At 67.3% G+C, this 26,557-nt stretch carries 25 protein-coding genes; 14 read left to right on the top strand and 11 right to left on the bottom strand.

What is annotated here, in order from left to right; genetic code table 11:
* Positions 1–419, top strand: a 419-nt coding sequence (locus ACT84W_RS01505; RefSeq protein WP_444327965.1) for a hypothetical protein, incomplete at its 5' end; no start/stop codon positions are given.
* A 15-nt stretch (positions 420–434) separates the two neighbouring features.
* Here ACT84W_RS01505 and ACT84W_RS01500 read toward each other — a convergent pair.
* The 4 genes from ACT84W_RS01500 to ACT84W_RS01485 are packed head-to-tail and all read right to left on the bottom strand — an operon-like array spanning position 435 to position 3,758.
* Positions 435–1,196, bottom strand: a complete 762-nt coding sequence (locus tag ACT84W_RS01500; RefSeq protein ID WP_444327964.1) for an acyl-CoA dehydratase activase — start codon at positions 1,194–1,196, stop codon at positions 435–437.
* Between the two features lie 60 nt (positions 1,197–1,256).
* Entirely contained in the window at positions 1,257–1,934 is a 678-nt protein-coding gene (locus ACT84W_RS01495; RefSeq protein WP_444327967.1) for a 2-hydroxyacyl-CoA dehydratase, read from the bottom strand.
* A complete protein-coding gene (locus ACT84W_RS01490; protein WP_444327963.1) occupies positions 1,835–2,428 on the bottom strand; it encodes a 2-hydroxyacyl-CoA dehydratase in 594 nt (197 codons plus the stop codon). The genes ACT84W_RS01495 and ACT84W_RS01490 overlap by 100 nt, the downstream gene beginning before the upstream one ends.
* 28 nt (positions 2,429–2,456) lie before the next feature.
* A complete protein-coding gene (locus ACT84W_RS01485; RefSeq protein ID WP_444327962.1) occupies positions 2,457–3,758 on the bottom strand; it encodes a double-cubane-cluster-containing anaerobic reductase in 1,302 nt (433 codons plus the stop codon).
* Between the two features lie 245 nt (positions 3,759–4,003).
* Here ACT84W_RS01485 and ACT84W_RS01480 point away from each other — a divergent pair, with 245 nt between their 5' ends.
* The 4 genes from ACT84W_RS01480 to ACT84W_RS01465 all read left to right on the top strand — a co-directional run bounded on the left by ACT84W_RS01480 (position 4,004) and on the right by ACT84W_RS01465 (position 8,053).
* The gene (locus tag ACT84W_RS01480) at positions 4,004–5,221 is read left to right on the top strand and encodes an NADP-dependent isocitrate dehydrogenase (protein WP_417575707.1); all 1,218 of its coding nucleotides are present in this window, start codon (positions 4,004–4,006) and stop codon (positions 5,219–5,221) included.
* Positions 5,222–5,397: 176 nt separating this feature from the next.
* Complete coding sequence (gene panB, locus ACT84W_RS01475) at positions 5,398–6,246, top strand: 3-methyl-2-oxobutanoate hydroxymethyltransferase (RefSeq protein WP_417575708.1); 849 nt, start codon at positions 5,398–5,400, stop codon at positions 6,244–6,246.
* Positions 6,247–6,333: 87 nt separating this feature from the next.
* Positions 6,334–7,230, top strand: coding sequence for a pantoate--beta-alanine ligase (gene panC, locus ACT84W_RS01470; protein ID WP_417575709.1), 897 nt, complete (start codon positions 6,334–6,336; stop codon positions 7,228–7,230).
* A 1-nt stretch (position 7,231) separates the two neighbouring features.
* Positions 7,232–8,053, top strand: a complete 822-nt coding sequence (locus ACT84W_RS01465) for a Rossmann-like and DUF2520 domain-containing protein (protein WP_444327961.1) — start codon at positions 7,232–7,234, stop codon at positions 8,051–8,053.
* A 51-nt stretch (positions 8,054–8,104) separates the two neighbouring features.
* On the opposite strand, the gene ACT84W_RS01460 is transcribed toward ACT84W_RS01465, so the two are convergent.
* Positions 8,105–9,352: a Fic family protein gene (locus ACT84W_RS01460; RefSeq protein WP_432290154.1), complete on the bottom strand. Its 1,248-nt coding sequence runs from the start codon at positions 9,350–9,352 to the stop codon at positions 8,105–8,107.
* A gap of 187 nt (positions 9,353–9,539) precedes the next feature.
* Positions 9,540–10,952: a MocR-like pyridoxine biosynthesis transcription factor PdxR gene (gene pdxR / locus ACT84W_RS01455; RefSeq protein WP_432290153.1), complete on the bottom strand. Its 1,413-nt coding sequence runs from the start codon at positions 10,950–10,952 to the stop codon at positions 9,540–9,542.
* A 132-nt stretch (positions 10,953–11,084) separates the two neighbouring features.
* Between pdxR and pdxS the strand changes: the two genes are divergently transcribed.
* From pdxS to eno, 4 genes are all read left to right on the top strand, one after another.
* Entirely contained in the window at positions 11,085–11,969 is an 885-nt protein-coding gene (pdxS, locus tag ACT84W_RS01450; RefSeq protein ID WP_417575712.1) for a pyridoxal 5'-phosphate synthase lyase subunit PdxS, read from the top strand.
* Complete coding sequence (pdxT, locus tag ACT84W_RS01445; protein ID WP_444327960.1) at positions 11,969–12,541, top strand: pyridoxal 5'-phosphate synthase glutaminase subunit PdxT; 573 nt, start codon at positions 11,969–11,971, stop codon at positions 12,539–12,541. The genes pdxS and pdxT overlap by 1 nt, the downstream gene beginning before the upstream one ends.
* Before the next feature lie 367 nt (positions 12,542–12,908).
* Complete coding sequence (gene panD / locus ACT84W_RS01440; protein ID WP_417575714.1) at positions 12,909–13,301, top strand: aspartate 1-decarboxylase; 393 nt, start codon at positions 12,909–12,911, stop codon at positions 13,299–13,301.
* Between the two features lie 225 nt (positions 13,302–13,526).
* The gene (gene eno / locus ACT84W_RS01435) at positions 13,527–14,816 is read left to right on the top strand and encodes a phosphopyruvate hydratase (RefSeq protein WP_417575715.1); all 1,290 of its coding nucleotides are present in this window, start codon (positions 13,527–13,529) and stop codon (positions 14,814–14,816) included.
* A 207-nt stretch (positions 14,817–15,023) separates the two neighbouring features.
* On the opposite strand, the gene ACT84W_RS01430 is transcribed toward eno, so the two are convergent.
* Positions 15,024–17,723 (bottom strand): cation-translocating P-type ATPase, encoded by a 2,700-nt coding sequence (locus ACT84W_RS01430; protein ID WP_444327959.1) that lies wholly within the window; start codon positions 17,721–17,723, stop codon positions 15,024–15,026.
* A 334-nt stretch (positions 17,724–18,057) separates the two neighbouring features.
* On the opposite strand from ACT84W_RS01430, the gene ACT84W_RS01425 reads away from it, so the two are divergent.
* Positions 18,058–19,260 carry a diphosphate--fructose-6-phosphate 1-phosphotransferase gene (locus tag ACT84W_RS01425; RefSeq protein ID WP_432290150.1) on the top strand — a complete coding sequence of 401 codons (1,203 nt, stop codon included), beginning with the start codon at positions 18,058–18,060 and terminating at the stop codon, positions 19,258–19,260.
* On the opposite strand, the gene ACT84W_RS01420 is transcribed toward ACT84W_RS01425, so the two are convergent.
* On the bottom strand, positions 19,247–19,909 hold the full coding sequence (locus ACT84W_RS01420) for a copper homeostasis protein CutC (RefSeq protein WP_432290149.1): 663 nt from the start codon (positions 19,907–19,909) through the stop codon (positions 19,247–19,249). The genes ACT84W_RS01425 and ACT84W_RS01420 overlap by 14 nt on opposite strands.
* A 137-nt stretch (positions 19,910–20,046) precedes the next feature.
* On the opposite strand from ACT84W_RS01420, the gene ACT84W_RS01415 reads away from it, so the two are divergent.
* From ACT84W_RS01415 to ACT84W_RS01405, 3 genes are all read left to right on the top strand, one after another.
* Positions 20,047–21,231, top strand: coding sequence for an MFS transporter (locus ACT84W_RS01415; protein ID WP_444327958.1), 1,185 nt, complete (start codon positions 20,047–20,049; stop codon positions 21,229–21,231).
* 402 nt (positions 21,232–21,633) lie between these two features.
* A complete protein-coding gene (yihA, locus tag ACT84W_RS01410) occupies positions 21,634–22,221 on the top strand; it encodes a ribosome biogenesis GTP-binding protein YihA/YsxC (protein ID WP_432290147.1) in 588 nt (195 codons plus the stop codon).
* Positions 22,222–22,336: 115 nt separating this feature from the next.
* Positions 22,337–23,134 carry an HAD-IIB family hydrolase gene (locus tag ACT84W_RS01405; protein WP_444327957.1) on the top strand — a complete coding sequence of 266 codons (798 nt, stop codon included), beginning with the start codon at positions 22,337–22,339 and terminating at the stop codon, positions 23,132–23,134.
* A gap of 50 nt (positions 23,135–23,184) precedes the next feature.
* On the opposite strand, the gene ACT84W_RS01400 is transcribed toward ACT84W_RS01405, so the two are convergent.
* From ACT84W_RS01400 to ACT84W_RS01390, 3 genes are all read right to left on the bottom strand, one after another.
* Entirely contained in the window at positions 23,185–23,952 is a 768-nt protein-coding gene (locus ACT84W_RS01400; protein WP_444327956.1) for an amino acid ABC transporter ATP-binding protein, read from the bottom strand.
* A gap of 44 nt (positions 23,953–23,996) precedes the next feature.
* Entirely contained in the window at positions 23,997–24,650 is a 654-nt protein-coding gene (locus ACT84W_RS01395) for an amino acid ABC transporter permease (protein WP_417575723.1), read from the bottom strand.
* Positions 24,651–24,729: 79 nt separating this feature from the next.
* Positions 24,730–25,605, bottom strand: coding sequence for a transporter substrate-binding domain-containing protein (locus ACT84W_RS01390; RefSeq protein WP_444327955.1), 876 nt, complete (start codon positions 25,603–25,605; stop codon positions 24,730–24,732).
* A 382-nt stretch (positions 25,606–25,987) separates the two neighbouring features.
* Between ACT84W_RS01390 and ACT84W_RS01385 the strand changes: the two genes are divergently transcribed.
* On the top strand, positions 25,988–26,557 hold a 570-nt coding region (locus ACT84W_RS01385), incomplete at its 3' end, for a manganese efflux pump MntP (RefSeq protein WP_444327954.1).

Raw genomic sequence — 26,557 nt, 5'->3', positions numbered from 1 at the left:
TCGTCGCCATGACCGACGACGGCTCGTCGGCCGCCTTCGACACGGGCCTGCTCACGGCCGACGGCGAGCCCATCGCAGCCGTCCTCGAGCCGCACGACGGGGACATCCTCTGGGAGCTCACCTGCTTCTCGGTGAACGCGCAGGCTCGGCCGGCGACGTGGCCGCAGATGCCGGCGACGGACCAGATCGCCCAGGAGCTCCTGGCCACCGACGACCCGTCGCTCCGCCGCACGGCCGCGCGTGTCGTGCGCGACCCCCGCGCAGCCACACAGGCCTACGATGCCGTGAACGATGCCGTCTACGTGCTCGTCCCTAAGGGCAGCGGCGCCTACGCGCTCGGTCACGGGCCCGTCGGCCTCTCCGATGCCCGCATCTGCGCCCGCGCGATCAGCGCCGATCAGCCAGCCTGGCTCCGATAGACGCCCCGAGCAAGCCTATTTCAGCGAAAGAGCGCGCTCGGCAGCCCCGAGCGCGCCGGCGAAGCGCGCCTCGGGGCAGGTCGCCACGGGTGAGCCGAGGAGCGTCCCTAGGCGCTCGACAACGTAATCGTTCTCGCACAGGCCGCCCGTGAGGAAGTAGGGCGCGCTCCCCTGCCCCGCAAGCGCGGCCACGCGCGAGACCACGGACTCGATGATGCCGTGGGCGATGTCCTCGCGCGGCTTGCCGGCGCCCACGAGGCTGATGACCTCAGACTCGGCGAACACCGTGCACATGCTCGAGATCTTCACGTCGTCGCCCGTGCGCGCGAGGTCCGCGAGCTCGCGCTGGCTCACGCCGAGCCGGTCCGCCATAACCTCGAGGAACCGCCCCGTGCCGGCGGCGCATTTGTCGTTCATGGCGAACTTCGCCACGCGGCCCGCGCGCAGCTGGATGACTTTGGTGTCCTGCCCGCCGACGTCGATGACGGTCCCATCGGGCCCAAAAAGGCGCACCGCGCCGACCCCGTGGCAGGTAATCTCGGTCACGACCTTATCGGCGAAGGGCACCGCAACGCGGCCGTACCCCGTCGCGACGACCCGCGCATCTTCCGCGGCAACATCGAACCCGTGCGCGAGAAGCGCCTCGCGCGCCCGCTCCGCCGCGTCGACGCTCGAGTAGCCCGTGGGCATGACCTCGCTCGAAAGAAGCTCGCCGCCCTCGTCGAGCGCCACGACCTTCGTCGCGGTAGACCCTATGTCGATTCCTATACCAAGCAAAGCACGCTCCCATCCGCTTGGCCCGCGCACGCTCAAAACGACTAAAGCCGATCGAGCGAATTAAAGCGTCTCGATGAAGGCCGCGATGCGCGTATCGATCTGTCCCTGGTCGCCGGCGGAGTAGTCCGTCTCGATCTTCATGTAAGGGATACCGGCGCCCTCGACGGCGGCCTGCATGCGCGCGCTCTCGACGTTGAAGGTGTGGCAGGCCGTGAGCACGCTCTCGATGACGCCATCGACATGGTATTTCTCGCACATCGCGAGGGTGTTGTCCATGCGCGTGTCATTGGGGGTCATCACGGAGCAGTTGATGTCGAGGTAGCGGTCGGCGATGGCGCCGAGGATGTCGTCCGCCTCGGCATCGACCATCATGCGCGCGGTGCGCTCGCCCGAGCAGTCGTCCATGCACACGACCACGCCGCCGTTGCGCTCGATTGTGCGACCGATCTTGTTGATGACGCCGCCGACGGGACAGCCCGTGATGAGGATGCGCTTGGCGCTCGCCGGGATGGGGCGCTCGCCCGCGTCGTAGGCGGCGCGGCGCGCGGCCACCGTGCCCTCGACCTTGGACGTGAAGTCATCGACGTCGAAGTTGAACGTTCCCGCGAACATCGTGCTCATGAGCTCAACGCCGCCCATCACGGGAGGCTCGGCAGCTTGGAGCTCGAACATGGAAATCTGAGCGGCGCGCAGGCGGTTGCGGCGACGGGCGGCGGCGCGGAGGTCGTCGTCGGTGATCGTGACTCCGTAGAGTTTTCCTCGAGGCGCTCCTTGAGCAGGCGGCACTCCTCGCGCCAACCGGCGCGCTCATAGGCGCGCTCGCGGCTCTGGGGAAGGTGCAGCACGTGCACGGGCTTGAGCTCACCGAGCAGCTCGAACATCTTCTTTTTTCCGTCGCAGGTGGTCTCGCCGATGATCAGGTCCGAGAAGTAGGTGAACGGGCACTTCTGCGAGTAGGCGAAGCCATACGTTGACTTGATGAGCGGGCAGAGATTGGCAGGCAGCACCTTCTCGGCCTCCGGGATGACCTCATCCGAGGTGCCGCAGAGGGCGACGCTCGAGGCCCCCGCCGCATCGATGATCTCGAGCGGTGTGTAGCTGCAAAGATAGCCTACGAGACGGTTGCCCGCCTGTTTGTAGTCCTTGACGCGGATAAAGCTCGCGCGACGCTGCTCGTTGAACTCCTCGAACGTGCGCGGCAGCGGCTGCTCCTGGTACATGTGGTCCCCCATCGCGGTTCCTCCCTGGCTCCGGACTTTGCTAGATGGTCTCGAGGAACGCCTCGATGCGGGTCGTGAGCTGGCCGGCGTCCTCGGAGGTGTAGTCGGTCGTGATGTGCATGAAGGGGATGCCCGCCTCCTCGGCGGCCTTCTCGACGTTGAACGCCTCCATCTCGTAGAGGGTGCAGAACTGCAGCGAGCAGTCGACGATACCATCGGCGTGCAGGTCGCGCGCCATCTGGACGATGTCGGCCATGCGCTGGTCGTTGGGGGTGAAGACCGCGCAGCTGATTTTGAAGTAGCGCTCCGCGATGGCGTCGAGCATCTGATCGACCGTGGTGCCTGACTCGTCGACGAGGTCCTTGTAGTAGCGCGAGCCCGTGCAGGCCTCCTCGCCCACGACCACGCCGCCGGCTTTCTCGATGATGTTGAAGAGCTTCCAGTTGGGAACCGCCATCGGCGTCCCGGTGTAGAGGATGCGCTTTGCCCCCTTGGGCGCGGCGCCCTCGGCACCCTCGGCGTTGCGGCGCTCGCACTCATCGGCCATGGCGTTGATGGCGCCGGTCAGGCGGGCGGAGTCATCCATGAAGGCGGCTTGGATGGTCAGGAGGCTGTCGAGGCCGCTGATAGGGACGGAGTCGGCGGCGCGGGTGGCGGCGAGGCGCTGGAGCGCGCGGCGCTTGTCGTTGGCGAGCTTGATGGCGTCGCACAGGGACTCCGCCGTGATGGTCGTCCCGCACTCCTCCTCGAGGCGGCGCGCAAGCTTTTTGACCTCGCCCTTCCAGTCCTCGAGCGTGCGCTCATCGTGCACGTTGGGGATGTCGACGATGTACATGGGCTTCTGCGTGGCGAAGAACTCATAGCCCTTCTTTTTTCCGTCGCAGGTATTCTCGCCCACGACGAGGTCGGAAGCCTCGATGTAAGGGCAGACGCGCCCGAGCTTGAAGCCGGTGAAGCCCTTGATGAGCGGGCAGGTGTTGCGCGGCAGGTGGTCCTCGACCTTATCGGTCGCCCAGTCGGCGCCGGCGCACAGGCCCACGGGAATGCCGCCCGCCGCGGTCACGATCTCCTCGGGGACGTACAGGCAGAAGGAGCCGATGATCTTCTTCGCCTCGCCCGACGCCTTCTTGTCGAGCATCTCCTTGATGCGGCCCGAGTGGATGTTCGAGGCGACGAAGTCCAGATAGCTCGTGCTCGCCGGGCGGTTCTTCTGCGTGAGGAACATGCTGCCGTACATCTGTCCCACGGCGCCGAGCAGGCCGTCGTGAGCGGGCACGTCCATGCCCAGGCCCTCCCACATCGGGTGGTAGTCGTACTCTTCTACGCTCTCGTTCTCTGCCATGAGCCTCTCCTTTACTCGTGCATCCCCTCAGATGCGCAAACTAGTTGTCAAAAAGCCTAACTCGTTGTTAGGCGTTGTGTTTTTAGGAGCATAACCGATTCGGCCAACGGCGCGGTTACGCGCCCAGGCGACCGTCCCCCGACTGTGACAACCGTGTCTCAAGCCGCCGCGCGACCGCGGCGGGCGCGCAGCGCCATGCTAAAGTCGCCTCAATTCCGTGCTCTGTTACCCACCCGGAGGCGCACATGACCAAGATCGCGATGAAGACCCCGCTCGTCGAGATGGACGGCGACGAGATGACCCGCATCATCTGGCAGATCATCAAAGACGAGCTCATCTGCCCCTACGTCGACCTCAAGACCGAGTACTACGACCTCGGCCTCGAGTACCGCGACAAGACCGACGACCAGGTCACCGTCGACTCCGCCGAGGCCACCAAGCGCCTGGGCGTCGCGGTCAAGTGCGCGACCATCACCCCCAACGCCCAGCGCGTCGAGGAGTACCACCTCAAGCAGATGTGGAAGAGCCCCAACGGCACCATCCGCGCCATGCTCGACGGCACGGTCTTCCGCGCCCCCATCGTGGTCAAGGGCATCGAGCCCGTCGTCCGCTGCTGGAAAAAGCCCATCACCATCGCCCGCCACGCCTACGGCGACGTCTACAAGAACGCCGAGATGCGCATCCCCGGCCCCGGCAAGGTCGAGCTCGTCTACACCGCCGCCGACGGCACCGAGGCCCGCGAGCTCGTCCACGACTTCACCGGCGCGGGCGTGGTCCAGGGCATGCACAACCTCGACGACTCCATCGAGAGCTTCGCGCGCAGCTGCTTCGAGTACGCGATCTCGACCAAGCAGGACCTGTGGTTCGCGACCAAGGACACCATCTCGAAGAAGTACGACCACCGCTTCAAGGATGTGTTCGCCGACCTCTACGAGGCCGAGTACAAGCAGAAGTTCGAGGAGCTCGGCATCGAGTACTTCTACACCCTCATCGACGACGCCGTGGCGCGCATCATGAAGGCCGAGGGCGGCTTCATCTGGGCCTGCAAGAACTACGACGGCGACGTCATGAGCGACATGCTCTCGTCCGCCTTCGGCAGCCTGGCCATGATGACCTCCGTCCTCGTGAGCCCCCACGGCTACTACGAGTACGAGGCCGCCCACGGCACCGTGCAGCGCCACTACTACAAGCACCTCAAGGGCGAGCCCACCTCCACCAACTCCGTGGCCACGATCTTCGCCTGGACGGGAGCCCTGCGCAAGCGCGGCGAGCTCGACGGAACGCCCGAGCTCGTGGACTTCGCGAACCGCCTCGAGGCCGCCACGATCCACACCATCGAGGCCGGCAAGATGACGGGCGACCTCGCGCGCATCACCACGCTGCCCGACCCCACCACGCTCGGCACGCGCGAGTTCATCCTCGCCATCCGCGACACGCTCGACGCCGAGGCGGCCGCGAAGTAGCGAAGCAGGACAGTTGCGCAACAACCAAAGAACTACAGCGAACAGGCCGCGCGCGGACAAAGGGACTGTCCCGGCGCCCATGCGCGCGTTACACTAGGCTCAAAGATAAACGACGCCCGTTTGGCCCTGCGGCCGAGCGGGTGTCTTTACACGTCTCTTGGAAGGACGAGGCAACGATGGCAAAGAACACCGTCATCACCTTAAAGAAGAAGGTCGACGAAGGCGGCAAGGTCACGATGGTGACCAGCTACGACTACACGATGGCAGCGCTCACCGAACAGGCCGGGATCGACATGATCCTCGTCGGCGACTCGCTGGGCATGACCATGATGGGCTACGACTCGACGCTGCCCGTGACCATGGACGACATGGTCCACCACACCGCCTGCGTGACCCGCGCGTGCGACAACACCTTCGTCGTGGGCGACATGCCCTTCGGCTCCTACCAGACCGACGTCCCGACCGCCGTCGCGAACGCCGTGCGCCTGATGAAGGAGGGCGGCTGCCAGGCCGTCAAGCTCGAGGGCGGCGCGCGCTGCGTCGAGCAGGTCCGCGCCATGGTCGCCGCGGGCATCCCCGTCGTCGGCCACCTCGGCCTCACGCCGCAGTCCGTGAACGCCTTCGGCGGCTTCAAGGTCCAGGGCAAGGGCGTCGAAGCCGCCGAGCAGCTCCTCGACGACGCGCTCGCGCTCGAGGAGGCCGGCGCCTTCGCCATCGTGCTCGAGTGCGTGCCCGCGAACCTCGCCGCCCTCATCACCGAGCGCCTGACCAGCGCGTTCACCATCGGCATCGGTGCCGGCAACGGCTGCGACGGCCAGGTCCTCGTGGTCCAGGACATGCTCCAGATGACGCCGGGCGGCTTCAAGCCCAAGATGGTCCGCCAGTTCGCGCAGATCGGCGACGCCATCGTCGACGCCTTCCACGCCTACGACTCCGCCGTCCAGTCGGGCGACTTCCCCTCCGCCGCCGAGAGCTACAAGAACCTCGATCCCGAGGTCATCGACGCCGTGAAGAGTCAGGAATAGCAAGAAGCTCCTGCCACCGAGCGCATGAGCCGGGGCAGGCGCCCTTATTCGCACCCCCAGTACCGTTTTTCGTCTAAGGAGAACACCATGAAGACCGCAACCACCGTCGCCGAGGTCCGCGAGCAGGTCCGCGCCTGGAAGCGCGAGGGCCTGACCGTCGGCCTCGTCCCCACCATGGGATTTCTGCACGAGGGCCACAAGAGCCTGATCGTGCGCGCCGCCGCCGAGAACGACCGCGTCGTCGTCTCCGACTTCGTCAACCCCACGCAGTTCGGGCCCACCGAGGACCTCGAGAGCTACCCGCGCGACTTCGACCGCGACTGCAAGCTGTGCGAGGAGGCCGGCGCCGCGCTGGTCTTCCACCCCGAGCCGTCCGAGATGTACGCGCCCAACGCCTGCACCTACGTGAACATGGACGAGCTCACCCATGAGCTCTGCGGCCTCACGCGCCCGATCCACTTCCGCGGCGTCTGCACCGTCGTCTCCAAGCTCTTCAACATCGTGACGCCCGACCGCGCCTACTTCGGCCAGAAGGACGCCCAGCAGCTCGCCGTCATCCGCCGCATGGTCCGCGACCTCAACTTCGGCATCCAGATCGTCGGCTGCCCCATCGTCCGCGAGGAGGACGGCCTGGCAAAGAGCTCGCGCAACACCTACCTCTCGGCCGAGGAGCGCACCGCCGCGCTGTGCCTGTCCCGCGCCGTGTTCGCCGGCCAGAAGATGGTCGAGGACGGCGAGCGCAACGCCAAGACCGTGCTCGACGCCATGAAGAAGATCATTGAGGCCGAGCCGCTCGCAAAGATCGACTACGTCAAGATGGTCGACTTCGAGAACATCGTGCAGATCGAGAAGATCGAGGACGTCCCGGTGCTCTGCGCCATGGCCGTCTACATCGGCAAGACCCGCCTGATCGACAACTTCATCTTTGACCCCAAGACCGCCGGCGAGAAGCCCTGCTGCGGCCACTGCGGCTGCTCGAAGTAGCTTGGGCGCGCCGATTCGCATAGCGTTCATCGGGGCCGGCAAGGTTGGCTGCTCGCTCGCGCGTTACCTGCGCGAAGACGGGTCGGCGAGCCTTGCCGGCTTCTTTTCCCGCTCGGAAGCGTCCTCGGCGGAGGCCACGGCGTTTGCGGGAGGAGTCGCGTTCGACACTGTCGCAGAGGTCGCGCAAGCCGCTGACCTGGTATTTATTACCACTCCGGACGGGGCAATCGCGAACGTGGCCGCGCAGCTCGCCGCTTGCGGCGCGGACCTGCGCGGCAAGGTCGTCGCCCACTGCTCCGGCGCAACGCCGTCCACCGCGCTCGCCGCGTGCCGCGATGCAGGGGCCGTCGTGGCGTCGTGCCACCCGCTCTACGCCGTGAGCAGCAGGTTCGATTGCTGGCAGGAGCTCAGCCGAGCCTGGTTCACCCTTGAGGGGGACGATGCCGCGGTCGAGGTTCTCGAGGGGCTTCTCGGTAGCCTGGGCAACCACGTGGCGCGCATCGACGCCGACGCGAAGACCCGCTACCACGCCTCCGCCGTCATGGCGTCGAACCTGGTCGTCGGACTCTACGACATGGCCTCCGGCGAGCTCGCGCGCTGCGGGCTTTCCCATGAGGACGCCGAGGCAGCGCTCGCGGCGCTCTTTTTGGGCAACGCCGAACACATCGCCGCGGACGGCGTCGCGGCTTCCCTCACAGGGCCCGCCGCCCGCGGCGACGAGGCCACCATCGACGCTCACCTCGCCTGCCTCGAAGACCGCGACCGGGACGTCTACGAGCTCTTGACCGACCAGCTCAGGGACATCGCCGCCCGCAGCAAATGACGATGCGCGGGGAGAAGGGCCGAGCCCTTCTCCCCGCTTTTTCTATCCGGACTACCAGGACCGCTGAGGCGCCGCACGCACGGGCTTCGCGACAGAGGTGTCGCCGCCGGGCGTTCCCGGCGCGCGCTCAAGCGCGCAGAACTCGTTGAGAACATCGTCTGCGGTATAGAGGTTGCTCTTGCGATTCCTCGCGTTCTGGCTCAGGACACCGGCTTCCACCAGCGACGCGATCGCGAGCCTCGCCGCCTCGAGGCTCCTGCCCGTGAGCCTGGCGGCCGAGGCGATGCTCACCACCGGGTTGCCGGGAAGTACCCGAAGGAGGCGGTCGGCAGCCGAGTTCGCACGCGGTCGCACCTTCTGGCGCCAACCCTCCTGAACAACGGCGATTCTTTGCTCGAACGTCTCTGCCATACCGCAGGATGCGATGACCTTACGAGCGAAGAAAGAGACGAGCCGTTGGGTCGCCTCGGCCACCTTCGCATCGTCATCAGACCGGAATTCGGAAAGAACGGCGATGTAGGCAGGTTTATCGGTCGCGAGCGCGAGCGACACGGGCGGCACCGTCCGGGTCGCCGCACCGGCGTTCCGGAAGATCATCTGCACGAGGGCACGGCCCGTCCGCCCGTTGCCGTTCGCGAACGGGTGGATCGATTCGAACTGCGCGTGGGCTATCGCCGCTTTCGCGACCGCGGGCAGCTGTGCGTCGTTACAGAACGCGACGAGGTCCTCGAGCAGCGGCTCCACCTCTGAGGGAGGGGCGGGGACGTAGGCCGCCCCCACCGGGGAGTAGTCGTTGCCGCCGACCCAGTTCTGTATCGTCCGCACGACGCCGCCAGCTTTTTCCAACGGACCACCCTTGAGCAGGTCTTTGTTGATCTCCCGGAGCAGATCGAGAGAAATTCGGTCGCCCTTGCCGATCCGCTCGATGCTCGAACGCATAGCGGTTATGTTCGCCAGAACGGCGGCTTCGGAGGAGTCGACCCTATGGGAGACTCCGAGCTCCTCCAAAGCCTCGACCTCGAGGATCTTCTTTGCGGGCGCAATCACACCCTCGATCTTCGATGAGCCCATGGCCTCGGAGCGCATGAGCAGACGGGCCAGGGGCTCCGTATCGGTCAGCGTCGCGGCGCGGAGATCGAGCTCGGCCATCCTCGCAGTGGCCTCAGAGACCTCGGCGGCGACGTCCGAATCGAGCGCGATGGGGCAGCCCGCAAGCCTATCCGGAATATACGCGCGATATTCTCCGCTGGCGCCGTACCAGCTCTCCGAGTCCCAGTGCCCGCGCACGAACTTCCCCATGGCTCTCCTAACCTTGTGGATCGAGCTCGTTTATCCAAGGCTATCGTATAACCTTGGATATCGGAGATGGATTTCCAAGGTTATCCTATAACCTTGGGCAAGCGCATCGTAATCCCAAGGCTATTCGCAACGGCGGGTTTTCCGCTGGGCTTCTCGGCGGGCGAACACACGACAAGAAGCCCGCAGCTCAGAGCACCAGGCCCTCGTACGAGACGACGAGGCGCCGCAGGCCGTCGGGAGCCGTGGCGTGCTCGGCACACCAGGCGAAGCTGGACACGGGAACGGCGGGCACGCCGGCCGTCCGCAAACGCGCTGCGAGCTCATCCTCTCCCTGCGGCGACGCGACTGCGAGCACGCAGTGCAGGCCCGCGTCGGCTTCCTCCATGACGAGCTCTCCCCCTAGGTCGAGCTCATCCAGCCGCTCGCGGAGCGCGTCGCGCGCCGTGCGCGCCCGTTTGCGGACGCGCATCACGTGCCGCTCGTACTCCCCGCTCTCGAGCAGGCGCGCCAGCGCCACTTGGTCGACCGAGCTCACCGTGCTCGAATAAAACCCCAGCTCACGGTTGTACTTCTCCATGAGCTCGACCGGCAGGACCATGTACGCCAGGCGCAGCGCCGACGAGAGGCTCTTCGAGAACGTGTTCGTGTAGATCACGCGGCCGCTCGCGTCGATGGCGGCGAGCGGCGGGATCGGCTTGCCCGCCAGCCGGAACTCGCAGTCGTAGTCGTCCTCGATCAGGTAGCGCCCGGGAGCGTCGGCCGCCCAGGCCAGAAGCCCATAGCGCCGCGCGATGCTCGTCACGCGCCCCGTAGGGAACTGGTGCGAGGGCATGAGGTGCAGCACGTCAACCTGTCTGGACGCGAGCTCGGAGAGCACCGGCCCCTCCGAGTCGATGGGGACGTGGCGCACGCGGCAGCCGCTCGCCTGGTAGATCCGCGTGAGCCGCAGGTAGCCGGGGTCCTCGACGGCATAGGTCTTGTCCGCGTCGAGGAGCTGCACGAGCATGAGGTCGAGCAGCTGCGCGCCCGCGCCGACGACGATCCGCGCCGGGTCGACCTCGATCCCGCGGATGCCGCGCAGATGGGAGGCGATGGCGCGGCGCAGGCGCTCCGTTCCCTGCGCCGGCGCCGGCGAGAACGCCTCGCGCTCGTCCTCAGAGGCGAGGGTCGCGCGCAGCGCCCGCTGCCAGAGCCGCGCGGCGTCGAGGGCGGTACCCGTGAGCGGCGCGGGCCGCAGCGAACCACGCGCCGCGTCCGCAACTTCCACGGCGCCGGGCACGCCGGCCACGCCCGGCGCGTCCTCCACGTCGCGGTCCCCGCCGATACCCACGAAGCCCGCCGCCCGCTCCGCCGCGTCGGGCAACGCGCTCGCGTAGAACCCCCGGCGCGGCCGCGCGTACACGTAGCCCTCGGCGACGAGCTGGGCATACGCGTTCTCGACCGTGATGACGCTCACGCCGAGGTGCTCCGCCAGGGAGCGCTTGCTCGGCAGGTGCTCGTCCGCGCCGATGGCGCCGTCGACGATATCGTCGCGAATCCGCTGGTAGAGGTATTCGTAGAGAGGCTTCTCGCCACGTTGCCGGAGATTGTAGTCGAGCATCTGGCCTTACCTGTCTGTGAGAACTGGCCTTATTCTGGCCCTTTGATTTTCTTCTTATCTGAGTATTTTGCCAAGGCCAGCGCGCGCCTAGCCTATGACCCACACAAACGAACAGCCGACTTTGGAGGACACATGGCACAGACCAAGCAGGACCGCGCGACCCTCAACCGCCAGCTCGCACAGATGCTCAAGGGCGGCGTCATCATGGACGTCACCACCCCCGAGCAGGCGCGCATCGCCGAGGAGGCGGGCGCTTGCGCAGTCATGGCGCTCGAGCGCATCCCCGCCGACATCCGCGCCGCCGGCGGAGTCAGCCGCATGAGCGACCCGGCGATGATCCGCGGTATCCAGGAGGCCGTGAGCATCCCCGTCATGGCCAAGTGCCGCATCGGCCACATCGTCGAGGCGCAGATCCTGCAGGCCATCCAGATCGACTACATCGACGAGTCCGAGGTCCTCACCCCTGCCGACGACACGTATCACATCGACAAGACCGCCTTCGACGTGCCGTTCGTCTGCGGCGCGCGCGACCTGGGCGAAGCCCTGCGCCGCATCGCCGAGGGCGCCACGATGATCCGCACCAAGGGAGAGCCCGGCACGGGCGACGTCGTGCAGGCCGTGCGCCACATGCGCAAGATCCAGAAGCAGATCCGCGACGTTGTGGCCCTGCGCGACGACGAACTCTTCGAAGCGGCCAAGCAGCTCGCCGTGCCCGTCGAGCTCGTGCGCGAGGTGCACGCCGCGGGCAAGCTGCCGGTCGTGAACTTCGCCGCCGGCGGCGTGGCGACCCCGGCGGACGCCGCGCTCATGATGCAGCTCGGCGCCGAGGGCGTCTTTGTCGGGTCGGGCATCTTCAAGTCGGGCGATCCCGCGCGCCGCGCGGCGGCCATCGTCAAGGCGGTCGCGAACTTCGAGGACGCCGAGCTCATCGCCAAGCTCTCCGAGAACCTCGGCGAGGCCATGGTGGGCATCAACGCCGACGAGATCAGCATCATCATGGAGGAGAGGGGCCGCTGATGCCGGGCACGATAGCGGTCCTGGCCGTCCAAGGCGCCTTCATCGAGCATGAGCAGATGCTCGCCCGCCTCGGGCACAAGTGCATCGAGCTCCGCCAGGCTTCCGACCTGGAGCGGCCCTTCGACCGGCTCGTGCTGCCCGGTGGCGAGTCGACCACGCAGGGCAAGCTGCTCGCCGAGCTCGGGATGCTCGGGCCGCTGCGCCGCCGCATCGAGGAGGGCATGCCGGTGCTCGCGACCTGCGCCGGGCTGATCCTCTTGGCAGAGCGGCTCGCCGCGCACGACGACAAGGGCACCCCGAGGCTCGCCACGATGGACGTGGAGGTGGAGCGCAACGCCTACGGGCGGCAGCTCGGGAGCTTCCGCGCCGTCGCGGGGCTCGAGGGGGCGGGCGAGGTCCCGATGACCTTCATCCGCGCGCCGCGCATCGTCGAGGTCGGCCCGCGGGCGCACGCGCTCGCGGAGGTGGACGGGCGAATCGTCGCCGCGCGCCAGGGCGCGCAGCTCGCGTTCGCTTTCCATCCGGAGCTCGACGACGACACCCGCATCCACGAGCTCTTCTGCTCCCTGTAACCCCCCACCAACACTGGGTGACAGTCATTGCAGGCAGCTTCTAGGGACACCCTTGGTGAGCCCCCAGCCTTCGCCTCCGAGCGAACGGGCAGCTTTCTCTCTCGCGAAGAAGAGAAGGCTGCCCTTCTTTAGAGAAGTCTTCTCTCAACGAGAAACCGAGAAGAGAAGGCTGCTCTTCGGGAGAGAAGACTTCTCTCCCGCGAGAAAGAGTACGCTGCGGCGCTTTGCAATCGGGCTTCGCAGCTGAGCTGACTTTTTGGAGATATGCGCGCGTAAACGGCGCACGGGCCCAGGTGATGTACCGTATATTGGCGTGCGGCTCGGCCGGGCCGCAGCTCAGGGCCGAAAAAGAGGGGCTTCTCGACATATGATTCTGAACATGCTCAAGGGCAAGATCCACCGCGCGACCGTCGTGCAGGCGGAGGTGGACTACGTGGGCTCCATCACCATCGACGAGGACCTCATGGACGCCGCGGGCATCCGCGAGTACGAGAAGGTCCAGGTCGCCGATGTCGACTCCGGCTCCCGGCTCGAGACCTACGTCATCGCCGGCGAGCGCGGCAGCGGTATGATCTGCCTCAACGGGGCCGCGGCGCACCTCGTCACCGTTGGCGATAAGGTCATCATCATGTGCTACTGCCAGATGGACGAGTCGGAGGCGGACGGCTTCCAGCCGCGCGTCGTCTTTGTGGACGAGCACAACCGCATCGCGCGCACCACGCGCTACGAGCGCCATGGCCGCCTGGAGGACATGGCATAGCGCATAGGCGCCCAAGCACATCGACACCGTGATTCATCTGCGGGCCCAGGAACGGGCCCGCTTTTTTCGTCGCCGCGGCGGCGCGCCCTCCTCTGTACGGGTACACCCTAGGTGAATGGCTTGTGGTGGAATCCCCGATGGTTGTTTACGCAAGAGTTAGATTAGGTATACTTCTCTCGGTAAGTTAGATAAGGCTAACTAGTCACGTCAGAAAGGTGGCCCACCATGGCACGCATCATTGAGGTTTACGGTCGCGAGGTCCTGGACTCCCGCGGCAATCCCACCGTCGAGGTCGAGGTCGCGCTCGAGGACGGCTCCTTCGGTCGCGCGATCGTCCCGTCCGGCGCGTCGACCGGCGAGTTCGAGGCCGTCGAGCTGCGCGACGGCGACGCGGAACGCTACCTGGGCAAGGGCGTCCAGAAGGCCGTCGGCCACGTGAACAACGAGCTCGCCCGCCTGCTCATCGGCATGGACGCGACCGACCAGCGCGCCTGCGACCAGGCCATGATCGACGCCGACGGCACGCCCAACAAGGGTAACTTCGGCGCGAACGCCATCCTCGGCTGCTCGCTCGCCATCGCCCGCGCCGCCGCGGACTCCGCCGGCCTGCCGCTCTACGCCTACCTCGGCGGCCCGAACGCGCACACGCTGCCCGTCCCGATGATGAACATCTTGAACGGCGGCGTCCACGCGGACAACAACGTGGACTTCCAGGAGTTCATGATCATGCCCGTCGGCGCGCCCGACTTCAAGACCGCCCTTCGCTGGTGCACGCAGGTCTACCACACGCTCAAGGGCACCCTCAAGGCCGCGGGCCTCTCGACCGGCGTGGGCGACGAGGGCGGCTTCGCGCCGGACCTCAAGACCAACGACGAGCCCTTCGTCTACCTGATGGAGGCCGTCCGCGCGGCCGGCTTTACGCCCGGCGTCGACTTCATGTTCGCCATGGACCCCGCGACCTCCGAGTGCTACAACCGCGAAACCGGCCTCTATGAGCTCAAGGGCGAGGGGCGCACCCTCACCTCCGACCAAATGGTCGACTATTGGGAGGACCTGGTTTCTCGCTACCCGATCATCTCCATCGAGGATGGCCTGGCCGAGGAGGACTGGGACGGCTGGCAGAAGCTCACCGAGCGCATCGGCGGGAAGGTCCAGCTCGTCGGCGACGACCTCTTCGTCACCAACACGTCGCGCCTCGCCAAGGGCATCGAGCTCGGCGCCGCGAACGCCATCCTCATCAAGGTCAACCAGATCGGCACCCTGACCGAGACCCTCGACGCCATCGAGATGGCTAAGCGCGCGGGCTACGCCGCCGTGGTCTCGCACCGCTCCGGCGAGACCGAGGACACCACCATCGCCGACCTCGCCGTCGCCGTGAACGCCGGCCAGATCAAGACGGGCGCGCCCGCCCGCACCGACCGCGTGGCCAAGTACAACCAGCTCCTGCGCATCGAGGACGCGTTGGGCGACTCCGCCGCGTACCTCCAGAAGGCAGCCTTCTACAACATCGCGTAGGCAAGAAGGACGCGGACCGGCCCCGCGCGCGGCATCGGAAAGGTACGCTGCATACAGCGCGAAGGCGGCCCGAGGGTTGGAGACCCCCGGGCCGCCCTTCTCTGCAGCCGATCGCCGTCTTGCTTCGCGGACCTCGCCTCGCCTTGAAGCCCGTCGCCACTTTGCTTTGCGGCTTGCCGCAGCCCTTCTTTCCGGCCTGCCTCCGCCCTACTCCTCGCCCATGGACTGGTGGCGCACCAGCCGGCTGCGGTAGAGCCACGTCTCGTGCCGGTTCTCCCAGAGCTTGAAGACCTCGGCGACCAGCGTGGGCACCACGGCGAGCGCCACCGAGAGCGCCCAGCGCTCCCAGCCCAGGCCCACCATGCCGAAGACGCGCCCCACGGGCTCGGCCAGCACGAGCAGCGAGAAGACCGCGGCCATGGCGACGGCGCTCCAGACCAGCGGCATGTTATCGCTCACTGCGCGGGTAAACACCGAGCCACGACTACGCACGGTAAAGACGTGCAGCACGCTCGAGAGCGCCACCACAAAGAAGCACATGGTCTGGCCCACGCCGAGCCCCGCGGCCACGGCGCCAGGGATCTCAACGAAGCACCCCAGCCAGAACGCCAGCAGCCCCACCGCGGCGAACGCCACCGTCTGCTGCAGGGTCGCCCTGACGACCAGCTGCGAGAAGAAGCTCTCGGTGCGGCCGATGGGCTTACGGCGCATGATGCGCTCGTCTGAGGTGTCCTTGGCAAGGCACAGGCCGGGGATGCCGTCGCCCAGGACGTTGATCAGGAGCAGCATGACGGGCGTGAGCGCCGTGCCCCAGCCCGCGAGCTGCGCCCCCAGCATCACCACGATCTCGGAGAGGTTGCAGCTGATCAAGAAGTAAACCGTGCGCCTGATGTTGGAGAAGACGTTCCTGCCCTCGCGCACGGCGTCCACTATGGTCGCGAAATTGTCGTCCGTGAGGATCATGTCCGCCGCGGCCTTGGCGACCTCGGTGCCGGCCGCGCCCATGGCAACGCCCACGTCTGCCGCCTTGAGCGCCGGCGCGTCGTTCACGCCGTCGCCCGTCATGCTCACGACCTCGCCCTGCTCCTGCCAGGCCTCCACGATGCGGATCTTGTCCTCGGGCGAGACGCGCGCGTAGACGGAGTAGGCGCGCACGTTGGCGACGAGCTCCTCGTCAGACATTGCGGCGAGCTGCTTGCCCGTTACCACGGAGCCCTTCTCGCCAATGAGGCCGATCTGCCGGGCGATGGCGGCGGCCGTGGCGGCATGGTCGCCCGTGATCATGACGGTGTGGATGCCCGCGCGGCGGGCGGTCTCGATGGCGTCGCGCGCCTCCGGGCGCGGCGGGTCGATGATGCCCACGATCCCCTCGAACGTAAGGTCGCGCTCGAGCTCCTCGAGGTCGCCGCTGGCGGGGAGCTCCTCCACCACGCGGCTCCCCAGCGCGATGACGCGAAGGGCATCCGCGGCGAAGCTGTCGTGGGCCTCCTGGCGCCGCGCGAGCTCCTCGGCGGGGGCCGGCGCGAACGGCAGGCGGTCGAAGGCGCCCTTGGTGAGCACCAGGTAGCCGCCCTGCGGGAGCTCATGGACGCTCGTCATCATCTTTCGGGCAGAGGAGAACGGCACCTCGCCCACGCGGGGCCGCTCCGCGAGGAGCTGCTCCCGAGTCTCCCCGCCTTCCGTGAGCAGGCGCACGATGGCGGTCTCGGTGGCGTCGCCCACGATGCGGGAGCCGCCCTCGCCATCGGGCTCGATGGCGGCGTTGCTGGCCAGCGCCAGCTTGTGCAGCAGGTCGAGCTCGGCCACGCCCTCCACGGCGCCGTCGACCGCCACGGGAACGCTCACGGGGAGGTAGGGTGCCGCCGCCCACATGCGCCGGATGCTCATGCGGTTCTGCGTGAGGGTGCCCGTCTTGTCCGAGCAGATAACGCTCACGGAGCCCAGGGTCTCGACCGCCGGCAGCTTGCGGATGAGCGCGTGCTTACCGACCATGTTGTGGACGCCCTGCGTGAGCGAAAGCGTGACTATGAGCTGCAGCGTCTCGGGCACGGCGGCCACGGCGAGGCTCACTGCTGCGAGCACCATCGCCCAGAACTCCTCGCCCTGTTGGAGGCCCGTGGCGAGCAGGATCGCCGCGGCGGCCAGTGCGACGGCGCTGATGGCGCGCACGACGCGGACGAGGCGCAGCTGGAGCGGCGTCTGCATCCTCTGGGTTTCGTTGAGGTAGCCCGCGATGCGCCCCATCTCGGTCTCCATGCCCGTGGCCGTGACCACCGCCGTCGCGTTGCCGGCCGTGACCAGGCAGCCGGAGAAGACCATGTTCGAGCGGTCGCCGATGGCGGCGTCCTCCTCGGGCAAGGCCGAGGCGTCCTTCTCCGCCGCCTCCGACTCCCCGGTAAGGGAGGACTCGTCCACGGCGAGTCCCGTCGCCTCGACGAGGCGGGCGTCCGCCGCCACGAGGTCTCCCGTCTTGAGGACGAGGACGTCGCCCGGCACGACGTCGGCCGTGTCGATCTCTATGCGGGAGCCGCCGCGCAGCACCAGGCACGTGGGGCTGTTGAGGTCCGCGAGTGCCTCGAGGGCGCGCTCGGCGCCGCGCTCCTGCGTGACAGCGAGCACCATGTTCAGCACGATGATGGCCACGATCACCAGCGGCTCGAGGAATCCCGAGCCCTCGCGCGCGGCGAGCGCGAAGGACAGCGCCGCCGCCACGAGGAGGATGATGTTCGATACATCCTTGAACTGGCGCAGGACCTGGGATGCGAGACTCTCGCCCTTCGCCTGCCGATAGGCGTTGGGCCCGGTCTTCGCCAGGCGGCGGGCGACCTCATCCGGCGCCAGGCCCTCCCGGGCGGACGTGCCCAGGCTCTCGATGACTTCCAAGACAGGGGTGTTCCAGTGTTTCATGTCCCTCGTTTCGTGCGACGCGCGAGCGGGAGACGGGCGCCCCCTGCTGCAGGGGCGTCTCACATTCGCTGGTTGTTAGGGGTGCGCCGACTGGGCACATAGGCCCCACGGCAACACATACACATAAATGAATACCCTCATTCGATGAGTTTATTACCGAACACGGTTACTTTGTTTATAAAGAGGCGGGCGAAGAGCAGGACCGCGCTCGTCTCGACGAGGCGCCATCCAACGTTGCTGGCGCCGGGCGGGACCACGGCAGACTCGGCAAGGCGCCGTCGGGGCCGGTCGGCGGTATCCTATAGAAAACGAACCCGGCGGCGAGAGGAGCCCCATGGCAGCATCACCCGCAAAGAAGCGCATCCTGGTCGGACAGTCCGGCGGGCCCACGGCCGCCATCAACTCGAGCCTCGCCGGCGTCGTCGCGGGCGCGCGCGAGGCGGGCGCCGAGATCGTCGGCATGCGCTACGGCATCCAGGGCTACCTCGCGGGCCGCACGGTCGCGCTCGGCGAGGCGCTGCCGGACGACGACGCGCTCGCGCTGCTGCGCCGCACCCCGTCGAGCTGGCTCGGGAGCTGCCGCTTCAAGCTGCCCGCGCTCGACGCTCCCGAGGCCGAGGGCTTCTTTGCCGACGCCTTCGCGAAGCTCGAGGCCGACGGCTTCGACGCCATGCTCTACATCGGCGGCAACGACTCGATGGACACCATCGCCAAGCTCGGTGCGTGGGGCGCGCGCATGGGCTCCCCCATCCGCTTTATCGGCGTGCCGAAGACCATCGACGATGACCTCGTGGGCATCGACCACACGCCCGGCTACGGCAGCGCGGCCCGCTTCGTGGCCACCGCCGTGTCCGAGGTCGCGCGCGACGCCGACGTCTACGACCTCAAGAGCGTGACCTTCGTCGAGATCATGGGCCGCGACGCCGGCTGGCTCGCGGGCTCCGCATGCCTCGCCGGCCCCGACCTCGTGCTGCTGCCGGAGGTCACGCTCGACGAGGACGCGCTGATCGAGCGCATCTCGGTGTTGCTGGAGCACCAGAACACCGTGGTCGTCGCCATGAGCGAGGGCGTCCGCGGGGCCGACGGCCACCTGATCGCCGAAAAGACCGTCGCCGCGGGCACCGGCGTCGACGAGTTCGGCCACCTGGCGCAGCTCTCCGGCCCGAGCCGCTACCTGGCCGGCGTCGCCAAGGCGCGCCTCGGGGTAAAGACGCGCGCCGTCGAGCTGTCCACGCTGCAGCGCTGCGCGTCCCACTGCGCGAGCGAGGTCGACCTGGACGAGGCGTTCGAGCTCGGCCGCCGCGGGGTCTCCGTAGCGCTGGCCGGCGAGTCGGTGCGCATGTGCACGCTCACGCGCACCGGCGACGAGCCGTACGCCGCCGAGTACGGGACCGTCGACGTCCTCGAGGTCGCGAACAAGGTCAAGCCCGTCCCGCGCGAGTGGATCTGCGCCGACGGCATGGGCGTGACGGACGATTTCCGCCGCTACGTCGCCCCGCTCGCAGGCACTCTCCCGCAGCAGCTCAAGGGGCTGTAGTAAGCCGCACGATGCGGGTGCCGTGGACCTCGGAGACGCCGACGGCACCCGCGACCTCGGCGGCATTCTCCCAGGTCACGCCGCCTCCGGGCAGGACCGTTATGCGACCGGCCGCGTAATCAGCGAACTCGCGCAGGCGCGCCGTGTTGTCCGCCATCGGCGTGCCGGCCGCGCCGCCGTGCGTAAGCACCCGGTCGACGCCGAGCTCGGCCAGCGCGTCAAGCGCCGCGGGCTGCGCGGCGGGCGGCAGCTCGTCGAAGGCCATGTGGAACGTGACCGAGAGGCTTTCTTGCTTGGCGAGCCGCACGAGCCGCTCGGTGAGGCCCAGGTCGACCTCGCCGTCGCGGAGGCAGCCGAAGACGACGCCGTCCACCCCCAGCTCAGCTGCGTGCCGCAGGTCATCGGCCATGATGCCCGCCTCGGCTTCGGTGTACACGAAGTCGCCGCCGCGCGGCCGGACCATGCACATCACCGCGACGCCTGCCGGCCGGCACATCCCGACCGCCGCGCGGATCACCCCGTGCGACGGCGTCGTCCCGCCGACGGCCAGGTTGTCGCACAGCTCGATGCGCCCTGCGCCGGCCGTGATCGCCGCCGGGACGTGCTCGACGTTCTCCGCGCAGAACTCGCGCAGCAGCTCTTCACCCATGTGACCGCCCTTCTTTGCAGCTCGTTCGCGCTCAATCGCGCTCGTTCACACAAGTCTAAACGCAGCGGGGGCGATGGTGGTATGGTCGTGTCTCGCGACACGCGTCGCCGCGTTTGCAGCTGATTGGAGACACGCCCATGACCCCCGCGCAAAAGAGAATCGTCGTCACCCTCGGCTTCTGCGGCCTCGTCTCCGCTGCCGACAACTGGTTCGTCTCGCCGGCGCTGCCCGCCATCGCGCAAGCGCTCGCGGTCGCGCCGAGCGCTGCGGCCATCATCCTCACTGCCTACCTCACGCCGTACGGTCTGCTCCAGCCCGTCTGCGGCGCTATCGGCGACGCCGTGGGGCGCGTCCGCCTCCTGCGCATCATCGTCGCGGGGCTCGCCGTGAGCACCGCGGCCTGCGCGGCGGCGCCCACGCTCGGGATCCTCATCGCCGCGCGCATCGTCACCGGCTGCTTCGCCGCGGGCATCATCAGCGTGAGCCAAGCGCTGGTGGGCGACGTGGTGAGCACTGAGGACCGACAAGGGGCGGTCGGCCTGCTCATGGGCATCACCTTCACCGGACAGGGGATCTCGGCGGGGCTCGGCGGCATCATCTGCGACCTCGTCGGATGGCGCGCGGCGTTCGTGTGCTTCGGCGTGCTCGGCGCGGTCGCGTGGGCAGGCGTCATGCGCCTTCGCGGAGTCGGAGAGAAGCGCGGAGCGGCGCAGGCCGAGCCGTTCCGCCCCGCCGCGTTCCTTGTGCAAGCAACGCGCACGTTCTTTGGCCCCGGGCGCGCCGTGTTTCTCATCGCGTGCTCGACCGGCATCATCTACTTGGGCGTCTATGGCTTCATGGGAACCTTCCTCGCCGAAAAGTGCGGCCTTGCGTCCACACAAGCGGGTCTGCTCATGATGTTCTACGGCCTCGCGTGCCTTGCCGGCGGCAGTCTCTCGGGCCGCATCGGCGCCGCGCGCGGGCAGGCCGGCGTCATCCTCGTCGGCGAGGTCTCGGGCATCGCTGCGTGCGCGCTTCTTGCTGCCTCGACGCTCACCGGCTCCTGGGCACCGGCGCTCATCGCGGCGGCATGCCTCGGCCTCGGCTACATCCTCGTGCAGCCGACGCTCGTCGCGCTCTCCATGGACGTGGGCCCGGGCCGCGCGGGGCTTTGCACCGGGCTCATAGGTCTCGGCGTCTTTGCCGGCGGCGGCGTGGGCAGCGTGATCGGCGGCTCCGTCATCGGGGCGGGCGGCTACCTCGCGCTGTGGCTCGCGGCGGGGATCGCCTTGGCGGCGCAAGCCGTGATCGGCGCGAGGGCGCTCCCCCGGGCACGGGGCTGAGCTTCTCCTCGAGCCTGCGCGCCGCGATATCGCGCGCAGCAAAAGGCCCGCCTTGGCACAGCCCGTAGCGAAAAAATGCCGTTGTGGCACAACCCGTTGCAAAAAGAGGCGCTGTGGCACAACCTGTTGCAAAGAAGGGCGCTGTAGCACGCGATTCCCTGCCACGGCGGCGATTCTTGCCACGTGCCGTGCCACAGCGGCGATTCTCGCCACGCGCAGCGCCGCCCCCTGTGCCGCGGGCCGCGCCTCTCCCCATCTCGCGTGCCATATCGGCGATTTCCGCCACGGCACCCGCCACGCCCCGGGCTTGTCTAGAATTCGTGCCTTCGGGCGGGGCGGGCTTCTTGCCACACGGAAACCGCTGGTAGAATATGCAGGTTGAACCCGCGCGAAAGGACCCCCATGGCCTCCATCAATTACCAGCTCGCTCGCTTCGTGGCTTCCTACGGCGACGTCACAAAGATTCCCGAGCCCACCCAGCCCGAGGTCAGCGTGGCCGGCCGATCGAACGTGGGCAAGTCGTCCCTGCTCAACAAGCTCTTTGGGCGCAAGAATCTCGTCAAGGTCTCGTCCACGCCGGGCAAAACCTGCAACGTCAACTTTTTTGACGTCGACGGCATCACCTTCGTCGACCTGCCCGGCTATGGCTTCGCACGCGTCTCCAAGGCCGAGAAGGAGCGCTGGAGCGAGCTCATCGGCGGCTACTTCGAGCTTGAGCGCAGCTTCAACCTCGTGCTCTCGCTCGTGGACATCCGTCACGAGGCGCAGAAGCTCGACCAGCAGATGATCGGCTTCCTCCAGGACGCCGGCCTCCCCTACCTCGTCGTCCTCACCAAGGGCGACAAGCTCGGCCGCGGCAAGCAGAACTCGCAGGCAGCGCTGCTGTCCCGCCAGCTCGAGGTCCCGCGCGACCAGATGATCATCACCAGCGCCCAGACCGGCCAGGGCATTGACGAGCTCAAGACCCGCATCGCCGCGGCCTGTCTGTAACGTCGAAGGCGGCGGGCGTCGGCACGCCCCAAGCGCTGCCGCGCCCCAAACACTGCCACGCACCGACCGCCTCCGCCAAGAAACCCCGCGCCCTGCAAACCCCAGGAGGAACCCCATGCCCAACCCAGTTGTCGCGTTCTTCGACGTCGACGGTACGCTCACGTACCGCGACCCCGTCACAGGGCCGACCGATGCTCCGCGCCCGCGGGTCGTCGACGCCATCCGGCGCTTCGTCGGCGCGGGCAACGTCGCCGCGGTCTGCACCGGGCGCAGCGTCCTGGGCATCACGAACCTGATGGCCTCGTGCCCATTCGCCGGCGCCGTCACCCTCGACGGCACGCACGTCGTCTATGGCAAGAAAGTCGTCTACGACCGGACCATCGACCGCGATGTCTTTGCGCGCACCGTCGCCGAGATGCACCGCATCGGCATGGAGGCGCTCATCGAGGGGACCTACGGCTGCGCGCTCGTCTACGGCGACGCCGAGGCCTCCGACCTGCGTCGCGCCATCCCCGGCGCCCAGACCATCGAGCAGTACGAGGCCGCCGGCGGGCGCATGGACTTCGGGAAGATCGACTTCATCGACACGAGCCTCGCGGCCTGCCGGTCAAGCGAGTTCCTCATGGGGAGCTACCACTACATGAACGTCGGCGGCGGGTATCACGAGCTGGCGATCCCCGGCACGAGCAAGGGTATCGGAGGCCGCGCCTTCATCGATGCGCTGCCCTTCCGGCCGTCGCGCGTCTACGCCTTCGGCGACTCCGAGAACGACCTCGCGATCCTCGACGAGGCCGACGTCGCAGTCGTGATGGGCAACGCGCACGACAACGTCAAGGAGCACGCCGATTACGTGACGGATACCGCCGCCGAGGACGGCGTGGCGACCGCGCTCGAGCACTTCGGCTTGATCTAAGGGTTTTTCGGAGCTGTCGCGGCGTGAGTAGCGCGCCGAGTGCCGCGCCCCTACGCGCCCCTTTGGGCCAAGAACGCGCGCGTGCGCTCCTCGCGCGGGTTATCGATGAGCTCGCGGGCCGGGCCCTGCTCGACGATGACGCCGCCGTCCATAAAGACGATGCGGTCGGCGACCTCGCGCGCGAAGCTCATCTCGTGCGTGACGATGACCATGGTCATGTCCTCGGCGGCAAGGCCCTTGATCACCTTGAGCACCTCGGCCGTGAGCTCGGGGTCGAGCGCGGAGGTCGGCTCATCGAAGAACACGATCTGCGGGTTCATGCACAGGGCGCGGGCGATGCTCGCGCGCTGCTGCTGACCGCCGGAGAGCTGGCAGGGGACCTTGTCCTCGTTGCCGGTGAGGCCCATCTTTGCGATGAGGGCGCGGGCCTGCTCCTCGACCTCGGTGCGGTCGCGCTTCTGGACGCAAATCGGCGCGTCCATCACGTTTTTAAGCACCGAGAAGTGCGGGAAGAGGTTGTAGTTCTGGAACACGAGGCCGAAGCGTGAGCGCGCCTCGGCGAGCGTGGGCTTATCGCCATAGACGCCGTCACGGCAAATGGCCAGGTCGCCGTAGCTAAGATTGCCCGCGTCCATCCGCTCGAGCAGCGTCATGCAGCGCAGCAGCGTGGACTTGCCGCCGCCCGACGGGCCGATGATGGCCACGACCTCGCCGGGGTTGACCGTCAGCGAGATGTCGCGCAGGACCTGCACGTCGCCGAAGCTCTTTTGCGCGTGGTCGACCGCGACCACCGGCGCGCCGTTCTTGTTCTCTGCCATAGGATCTCCTCAAAATGACGAAAAGGGACTGTCCCTTTTCATCATTAGTCGTGGTAGTAGTTCAGGCGGCGCTCGACGCGGCCGGCGACGATGTCGATGACGAAGTTCGCGACCCAGTAGAAGGCCGCGGCGATGATGAAGGGCGCCATGCTGACCTGAGAGGCCACGAGCTGCTTGGCGACGGTGAACATCTCGATGACGCCGATGGAGAACGCGAGCGAGGTGTCCTTGACGAGCGTGATGACCTCATTCGTCACGGCGGGCAGGATCCGCTTGACGACCTGCGGAAGAACGATGCGCATGAAGGTCTGCGAGCCCGAGTAGCCCAGGACCTCGGCCGCCTCGTACTGGCCGCGCGGGATGGACTGGATGCCGGAGCGGTAGATCTCGGCGAAGTAAGCGGCATAGTTGATGATGAACGCCACGATCGTCGCGTACCACTTGCTGTCCGTGGTCAGGCTGATGCCGAACACGTAGTACGGCATGAAGTAGATCGCGAACATCTGCAGCATCAGCGGCGTGCCGCGCATGATCGAGATGTACGCGCGGGCAAGAAGCGCGAGCGGCTTGAACTTGCTCATGCGCGCGAAGGCCACGAGCATGCCCAGCGGCAACGAGCCAACGAGCGTGAAGGCGAAGATCTGCAGGCTCACGAGGAAGCCCTGCCCCAGCATGCCCGTCATAGTCAGAAGGTCCAACGCGCTCCCCTTTCTACATCCGAAGGGCACCGTCGCCTGCGCGAGGCGGCGGCGCCCGATGCGTCAACGGTCAAAGATTCTACGCCAGGCACCAGTTTGAGTAGGAGATTCCCTGGTCGGCGTACTTCTCGCAGAGGTCCTTGACGAAGCCGTCCTTGTCCATGGCCTTGAGGGTCTCGGTCACGGTGTCGGCCGTGGCCTCGTCGCCCTTCTTGAAGCCGACCGCATAGTGCTCCTCGGAGAGCTTCTCGTCGAGCTGCTGATAGGCGTCGGGCTTGGCGGCGAGCTGATAGGCAGCGATGGAGAGGTCGCACGCCACGGCGTCGACGGCGCCGGACTCGAGCTGCATGAAGGCGGTGTTGTAGTCGCCGATGGTCTCGAGCGAGGCGAAGGTCGCGGCCACGTCGGCCTTGGCAGCGTCGTCGCCGGCAAGGACCTCGTAGGCTGCCGAGTCGGTCTGGGTAATGACGGTCTTGCCCGCGAGTCCGGCGAAGTCGGTGATGCCGGCGCCCTTCTTTACCACGATGACCTGGGCGTTGATCATGTAGTTGCCGGAGAATGTGTAGTCGTTCTCGCGGCCCTCGACGGTGAAGCCGTTCCAGATGCAGTTGATGGCGCCGGAGTCCATGAGGGTGTCCTTGGCGTCCCAGTCGATGGGCTCGAGCTGTACGTCCCAGCTGTTGCGCTTCGCGGTCTCCTGGGCGAGCTCGAGGTCGAAGCCCGTGTACTGACCGTCGTCGCCGACGTAGCCGTAGGGCGGGTAGGCGGAGTCAAAGCCGACGATGAGCTTCTTGGTCGCGGTGGCAGACTTGTCGTCGGCGGCGCCGGAGTCCTTGGAGGCGGAGCCGGCGGCTCCGGCGGAGGCGTTGGACCCGCCGCAGCCGGCGAGGACGGCGGAGGCGGCGACGGTGCCGAAGGCGGCGAGGAACTCGCGGCGGTTCATCGAGAGCTTCATGGGGATCCCCTTCCCTTGCGCCTGCTCGAGGGCCGAGGGGTGGCAGGCGCTTTACTACGCTAAAGTGACGAGAAGGACTATACCGCTTTAGCACGCTAAAGCGCAAGCCGAAAACCCGCAGTTTTTGCAAGCGAAACACAGGGCGCGCCGGCACTGCCCCGCCGCGGCGCCGCCCTGTGTTATTCTTCTTCCTCAGTACTTGAGGGAGTAGTCGCAGGCGGCTGGGACCGCGTGCGGCAAGTCAACATACTGGCGAATGGCCGCGGGACGGCCGGAGCCTGGCTTGCCTTAATGAACGAGACTCACGTACGGCATCATGGGGTGCTGTGCGGGGGTCTCTTTTTTTGACTCCGCGCGCAGCAGTAACTGAACGGAGAGGTTCATGGGTATCGTTGAGCTGCTGCTCATCGCGGTCGGGCTGTCGATGGACGCGTTCGCCGTGTCCATCTGCAAAGGCCTTGGCATGAAGAAGGTAAACCTGAAGGTCGCCTTCGCGCTGGCGCTGTTCTTCGGCGGGTTCCAGGCGCTGATGCCGCTCATCGGCTGGGCGCTGGGCAGCCAGTTCCTATGGCTCATCTCGCCGATCGACCACTGGATCGCGTTCGTGCTTCTTGCCGTCATCGGAGGCAAGATGCTCTGGGAGGCGCTCCACGACGAGGAGGGCGAGGACGACGGCAAGCCGGCGGACAAGATCGACCTCGGCGAGTTCTTCATCCTGGCCGTCGCCACGTCCATCGACGCGCTGGCCGTGGGCATCTCGTTCGCCGCGCTGGCGGTCGACATCGTGCCGTCCATCCTGATCATCGGCGTCGTGACCTTCTGCTTCACCATTGCCGGCGTCTTTGTGGGCAACTTCTTCGGCTCGCGCTACGAGAAGCCCGCGAGCATCGTCGGCGGCGTGGTCCTCATCCTCATAGGCCTCAAGATCCTGCTCGAGCACCTGGGGATCCTC

It is taken from the genome of Paratractidigestivibacter sp. (assembly GCF_052362415.1).
Classification (GTDB): domain Bacteria; phylum Actinomycetota; class Coriobacteriia; order Coriobacteriales; family Atopobiaceae; genus Paratractidigestivibacter.
This window is presented reverse-complemented; position numbering and strand designations above follow the sequence as displayed.